Origin of the sequence: Streptomyces torulosus, assembly GCF_001419765.1 — a bacterium.
Lineage (GTDB): Bacteria > Actinomycetota > Actinomycetes > Streptomycetales > Streptomycetaceae > Streptomyces > Streptomyces torulosus.
The window spans coordinates 1-5427 of record NZ_LIRK01000275.1; the positions used below are offsets into that span (position 1 = coordinate 1).

Annotated in this window: 5 protein-coding genes and 2 pseudogenes; 3 read left to right on the top strand and 4 right to left on the bottom strand. The window is 67.4% G+C overall.

What is annotated here, in order from left to right:
• Positions 1–131 (top strand): annotated as a pseudogene (locus tag AOK23_RS49970) (IS6 family transposase); the annotation flags it as partial.
• 382 nt (positions 132–513) lie between these two features.
• Here AOK23_RS49970 and AOK23_RS19995 read toward each other — a convergent pair.
• From AOK23_RS19995 to AOK23_RS20005, 3 genes are read right to left on the bottom strand one after another with little or no spacing between them, the layout of a single operon-like run.
• On the bottom strand, positions 514–1143 hold the full coding sequence (locus AOK23_RS19995) for a hypothetical protein (protein WP_055714067.1): 630 nt from the start codon (positions 1141–1143) through the stop codon (positions 514–516).
• A 4-nt stretch (positions 1144–1147) separates the two neighbouring features.
• On the bottom strand, positions 1148–1810 hold the full coding sequence (locus AOK23_RS20000; protein ID WP_055714068.1) for an RNA polymerase sigma factor: 663 nt from the start codon (positions 1808–1810) through the stop codon (positions 1148–1150).
• Between the two features lie 4 nt (positions 1811–1814).
• Entirely contained in the window at positions 1815–2003 is a 189-nt protein-coding gene (locus AOK23_RS20005; protein ID WP_055714069.1) for a hypothetical protein, read from the bottom strand.
• A gap of 724 nt (positions 2004–2727) precedes the next feature.
• Between AOK23_RS20005 and AOK23_RS49975 the strand changes: the two genes are divergently transcribed.
• On the top strand, positions 2728–4164 hold the full coding sequence (locus tag AOK23_RS49975) for a NucA/NucB deoxyribonuclease domain-containing protein (RefSeq protein ID WP_240496467.1): 1437 nt from the start codon (positions 2728–2730) through the stop codon (positions 4162–4164).
• Between the two features lie 57 nt (positions 4165–4221).
• Here the strand turns inward: AOK23_RS49975 and AOK23_RS20015 are convergent, their stop codons facing one another.
• The gene (locus tag AOK23_RS20015) at positions 4222–4689 is read right to left on the bottom strand and encodes a hypothetical protein (protein WP_055714070.1); all 468 of its coding nucleotides are present in this window, start codon (positions 4687–4689) and stop codon (positions 4222–4224) included.
• Positions 4690–5177: 488 nt separating this feature from the next.
• Here AOK23_RS20015 and AOK23_RS20025 point away from each other — a divergent pair.
• Positions 5178–5427 (top strand): annotated as a pseudogene (locus tag AOK23_RS20025) (hypothetical protein); the annotation flags it as partial.

The following is a 5427-nucleotide window of genomic DNA, read 5'->3' on the forward strand; positions in this document are numbered from 1 at the left end:
GCGGCATCTCGCCCCACTTCCGGCCCCGCCGACACCTGATGCCCGCACACAACTACCGCGCCGAGATGACCGTCCGCTTCGCCATCTGGGAGCAGATCACCGGCGTCGCCGCCCTCGCCACCGCGGCCTGAGCCCAGCCCGGAACCGGGCTCCACCACGCCACGATGCACCATCAGACACCTTCCCACCCAACAACGTGACAGCGCCCTTGAAACAGTTCCGCGCGGTGGCCACCCGCTTCGACAAGCTTGCCGAACGCTACCGCGCCGGGCTCCAACCAATGACCTGCTATTCGAGCAGATCGTGCTGACGACCCGGGCCGCTCTCACCCGGATCGGGCGCGCTCGGCCTTGTCTGACACGTCAGCCAGTCGTGGTGTCCGCGCCGGATGGCCCGGCGCGGACACCACGAGGTCGACACTGCGGGAGGCTGACGGCTACTTGTCCTTCCCCGCATGGAAGTTGCTGCACGGCGGGCGTCTACGGGTACCGGGTGGTGCCAGGCGTTGCCGGGTCAGCGGGCGTCGGCGAGTTCCTCGATCTGGTGGGCGAGGCGTGAGTCGGGGCGCAGTACCCGAAAACCCCATCCCTCGACTTCGTCGACCTTGAGCCGGCCGACTGCCTCCCGGAGGGCGAGGGGCGGACGGCGCGGTCGTGTCCGGCGGCGCGAGAACGGCGTGAGGTGGACGTTGGTGTCGTAGGTGATGGCCTGGTGGGCCCAGTGGTCGGCGTCGCGGAGTTCGCCGCGGCTGACGTGGAACAGGTGGAGGCAGTAGGCGGCGGTGGCGTTTCCGGCTCCGGCGGCGAACTGCCACCACCACTGGGCGCCGTCGGGGGAGTCGGCGAGGCTGAGCAGGCAGGCGAAGTGCAGGGCGCCGTCGATGTGGGCGGGTTCTTCGATGAACTTGGCCAGATGCGCGGCAGCGTCGTCGCTGTAGAGGAGTTCGGCGGTCAGGGCCTGGAGGTCCTGGTCGGCACGGTCCAGGGCGGTCGAGAAGCGTCCTTCGGGAGCCAGGCGTGTGCCGAACATGAGGGTGGCGGTGACGTCACGTACGACTTCCTGCTTGAGATCGGCGACGTCATCGTCGGTGAAGGCATCGGGCAGGGCAGCCTGCGCCAAGATGTCGTGGATGCTGCGCGGCACGGTGTTACTCCTTCTCCTCGTCGCCAGCTGTGACGTTCAGGCCGAGCTTGCTGGCGATGCGTTCACGGGCCGAACGCCGGTGCCCGCGAACGGTGTCCGGCTTGATACCCATGATGTTGGCGACCTGCTCCGTGGGATAGCCCAGGACGTAGTGGAGCACGATCACGTCGTACTGGCGCTCGGGCAGAGTCGCTATCGCGGTGTAGAGGCCGAGAGCGGACTCCATGACCTCGAACTGCCGGCGCAGCGCCTCCAGCGTGGCCCGGGCGGCGCGCTGCATGGCGACGGTGCGCATGTCCGGCGAGGCATAGGCGGTGGTGGTCCGGCTGGGAGCGCTGCCGGTGATGCGCAGGTGGAGTTCGACCCGCTGCTTGAGCAGCCGCCAGGCGTACGCCTCGGGGCTCTCTTCCTTCAGGACGACGGCCCAGTTCAGCGCCAGGTGCGAGTAGCAGCGCTGGACCACCGCCTTGGCGGCCTGCTTGTCGCCCAGCATGGTGTGGGCGTAGCGCAGGTGGGGCCGGGTGTAGAGGTCGATGAATGCTTCGAGGTCCGGGGGCATGACGTAGTGCACGCCGTGCAGGGCGTTGAGTTCGACGGCGGTGCTCGGCAGGGTGAACTGCATCTCGCTCGCCCCGTCGGAGTCTTCGTACGGCGGGAAGTTCGTCATGGCGTCAGACCTCCGGGTCGCGGGAGGCTGGAGGGGCCGGGGCCGGCATGCTCGCGGGGCTCTGCAGCAGCTCGGTCACACCGACCCGGACGCCCGCGCGGAGCAGACGGCGCGTCACCTTGCGTACATCCGGCACGAAAACGCGCAGTGCGGTGACCCCCACCAGCACGGCGAGCAGGTCGTCAACGGTCACAGGGGCCCTGTCCTTCAGTCTGCGGGCAGCGCCAACTCCCCTTCCCCACAGGGAGGGTGACACTGGAGGACACCGCTGTCCTCCTTCGCAGGATTTCGGATCAGACCCCCTGAACGCGCATTTCGTCGCCGATCAATTTCTGACACCAAGTGATCAGGCGAACACGTACAGGAATAAACAATCCCCCTAAGCTACCGCTTGGACACATGGTGTGATCAGCGGGATTCGCGGGCAGGTCGATCGCCGGAGCCGACTGGACGCAGCGTGGAACATGCGCCCGCCCCTCGAATGCGTGACGCAGATCACAGCATGAACCGGCATTTCACCCTGGCCCTGCGACTGCCACGTGTCGCGCAGCGGGGCAGCGCCCAAAAGGCAGCGGAGACCGTCCGACTCTTGAGGTGTGGGCGCTCCGGCACGGTGCGGAGCCGTGCCTGGCGCTCGAGGCGGTGTGACTTACCACCTGCGAGATGTGGTCGAACACGACCTGGTGGTCACGGGCGGGACAGGTGCGCCAGTCCAGGACCTGCTCGTGGCTTCGTAACCGAGAGCGGACACCGCCCCAGCGAGGCGGCGTACGGTCTGGGGATCCGGGCGCCGCCCAGGGTCGTAGGCTCGATGTCAGTGCCTCGTGTTTTGATCGCATCAGTTCGGCGTGGACACGCCATCCAGAGGTGTTCACGCCGGTTCTGACCATGCGTCAACACGGGGATACAACATGAGAATGCGAGAACTGCTGTGTACGGGCGCCGTCGCCATGACGGTGCTCGGCAGCTGCCTGACCACCGCGCAGGCGGCAGACAACGGTTCGGATGATCTGCGGGTGGAGTCGTATGTGCTCCCGGTCGGAGCCGCGAAGCCGTCGCTGGAGGACCTGCAGAGCGGGCGGGGAATGGAGCGGCTGCGGCAGCTGGCGGGTCAGTCCGAGCCTGGGGTGGGCCTGGCCGCGGAGACGGTGGGGCCGGCGGCCTCGTACGCGCCGCTGTCCCGCAGGGCATCCGGAGCCCCGGCGCCGGTGGAGCAGACGCTGGAAGGGCCGTCGGTAGGACCGATGGCGAACACTGCCCCGGAACCCGCGCGGACGATGACGTTCGAGGAGTGCAAGAAAGGACTGGGCAGCAGCAAGGCGTTCTACGTGAAGTCCCGGTTCGCGGTGTGCAACGGGGCGTCGTTCTTGCAGACCTGGGTGCGCAACAACCGGCCCGTCGGCGAGAGCATGTTCAACGTCCGGGTGGTCGGCACGATCGCCAAGAACAGCCGCACGATCAACTTCCAGTATTACTTCACCGACTTCGTCACGACCGGCACGACCGGCGCGGCCGCAATGCCGATCACGACGAAGGGCAACATCCCGCAGAGCTGGCCGGCCGGAGCACGCTACACCCGCGGCGGCAACAAGCCGGGCACACAGACGTTCACCCAGCTGAAAGCGCTGCGCACGTTCAGTGAGACGGTGAACGCCAAGCCGGGGCAGGGCCAGAAGGGAACGGGCCTGAAGGGCAAGACGGACTTGCTCTTCGCGGTGTACGAGCCGGCCATCAGCTACACCCCGCCCGCCGGGTGGACTCTGAGCGGGAGCCGGGGCGGCAAGCTGTTCATGCTCGCACCACGCTGGGAGACTGCGCCGTACCTGGCCAACTCCACTGGCGGCGGCAAACCGGACAAGAAGGGCGCGGCCACCTTCAGCTACGTGCCGACGCTCACCCTGAGCGCCAAGGCAGGAGCCGACGAGCGCGCCGAGGCCCAGCACATCAGGCAGGCGTTCCTCGTCCCGGAGGACACCAAGCCGTACATGTCGGCGAAGAAGGTGCCCGGTCAGACGGCCAAGGATCCGTTGCACCGGACGGTGAGCGCCGCCCGCATCGACAAGAACCGTGGAGAAGCAGTCAAGCAGTGCAAGCGCTACTGGGGAGCCAACTACACCGCCGGCGGGACGAAGGAGTGCGACGAGTATCCCTTCGCGAGCACTTATGAGGGGGCCGCGGAGAACTACTACGACGCGGAAGCGAAGAAGTTCAACTTCTCCGCGAAGCCGATCGCGAAGGACGACAACCAGGCAGGCGGGTCCATTCTGAAGAGCTTCTACGCCAAGAACCGCATCCTCGACGGCCTCGACGGCGTGGACGATGTCGACGGCTTCATCGTGAAGATCGTCAGCTGATCCAGTTCAGAATGCGGCGGCAGCGGACCATTGACCGGGCCCGCTGCCGCCGTCTGTTCACGGTCGGGCTGGCCAGAATTGCACGAGGTAGTGCTCGACACCATGTCCTGTGCCCTCGCCCTCCGACAGAGCCGCAGCGGCGGCGCGGCCCGCACAGCTGACACGCACCCGCCACGATCCGCCGACATCGGCCAGCGTGATCAGGGCATCAGTCCGGCCGGTGTGCATGGACCACACGGCCACCTCTCCACTGGTGGAGGCGAAGTCGGCTTCGGCCTGCTCGTCCCAGCCGGCCGGATCTGTCGCTGGCGGAGGCCCGTCCCACACCTCGACCGCGACAGCGGCGGTGTGGGTGTGACCGCCGCTGGTGATGTCCAGACGCCCGGGATGCGTACTGAGAAAAGCATCGAAGTCGAAGTCGTCCGGGAACGGGACGGGCAGGTCGGCGTCATCGCTTTCCTGCAGCCCGAAGGCGTGAAACCCCACATAGGCATCCACATGCTGCTTCCGGACAAGCTCAGCCACGAGCCCCCCTCACCTCGGACAACACGTCACCTTCGAAACTCTAGCCCCATCGTCGCCTTCGCCGCGGCCTCCACAGGCTCCGGACGATTCGAGCTACCGCAGCAAGGGCAAGATCGACGCCGAAGACGCTGCCGTCATCGCCGACCAGGTACGCGTCCGCCGCGACCTGCACCCCTTCGGCGGCTCACCCTTTCGGAGCATTGCGCAGGTGTGGTTCCCCCTGCCGGCCAGACCGTCGACAAACGTTGCTCGCTCTCGCTTACGAAACCAACCAGGCCGCGCGCGATGGCGATGCTGATGCGCTCACCCAGATCTGCATGGGAAGGCACGGCGGTTGGGGTGGGGACTGTGCCCTGGACGAGGGCCACGAGGCCTTGCTGGAGGAGCCGTACCGGGGCTATGGCCGCGACGGCCTGCGTAATCACGCGGGTGGGCAGCGCTCCTGATGATGCGTTTACGGACGCGGCGGCCATCCTGTGGCCGACCCTATGGAGGACGGCTCTGGCCTGGTCGACATCGCGTTCTTCGAGGACAGCCACGAGCGAGTCGCGCACACCGTGTTCCACTCCGGCCTGCTCTTGGTGCGCGGGACCGTGGAGTCCCGTGGCGTGCGCCGCACGGTGGTCGGCGAGATGGTCTGGGACCTGGACGCGGTGGCCCAGGCCCGCCGCGACCACGGCCCCCAAGCCGCCCTGGATTTGCTCGGCCGCACTGACCCCGCCCCCACCCCGCCCAACC